The organism is Christiangramia aestuarii, from assembly GCF_009735585.1.
Classification (GTDB): Bacteria; Bacteroidota; Bacteroidia; order Flavobacteriales; family Flavobacteriaceae; genus Christiangramia; species Christiangramia aestuarii.
Window position 1 is genome coordinate 1 of record NZ_VJVW01000058.1, and the last position, 484, is coordinate 484.

The 484-nt window shown below is 69.6% G+C and carries 1 protein-coding gene and 1 pseudogene; both read right to left on the reverse strand.

Annotation, left to right across the window (positions count from 1 at the left end; translation table 11 throughout):
- Positions 1–246: pseudogene (locus tag FLP08_RS16900) on the reverse strand (NADH:ubiquinone reductase); the annotation flags it as partial.
- 15 nt (positions 247–261) lie between these two features.
- Positions 262–484, reverse strand: a 223-nt coding sequence (locus FLP08_RS16905) for a hypothetical protein (protein ID WP_202912793.1), incomplete at its 5' end; no start/stop codon positions are given.

Genomic DNA, 484 nt, shown 5'->3' on the forward strand with positions numbered 1-484 from the left:
CGGCTTCTGCGTCGGCAGCAAGGTCAGGTTGACCCCGAACGGCCGATCGGTCAGCTCGCGGCAGCGGGCAATCTCCGCAGCCAGTGCCTCCGGGCTCGGCTGGGTCAACGCCGACAGCGTCGCCAGGCCACCGGCGTTGGCCACCGCCGCAGCCATCTCGGCACGGCCGACCCACTGCATGCCGCCCTGCATGATCGGGTGTTCGACGCCGAAGGTCTCGGTGAAACGGGTCCTGAACACGCCCATGGATTGCCTCCTCGGTCAGATCGGGTCCCAGGAGAACACGTCCGGGCTGCGCGCCAGGTCCATGAAGCTGCCGCGCAACGCCGGCATGCCGTGCTCGGCGATGCTCTGCGGGGTCCAGCCGTGCTCGCTATGCACACTGCGCAGCGGCCGGCTCTGGCTCATCAGGAAGAGTTCGTGGTGACGCGCGGCGAACACCTGGCCGGTGACCTCGCGGGCGGCGTCGGACGCCAGGTAGACG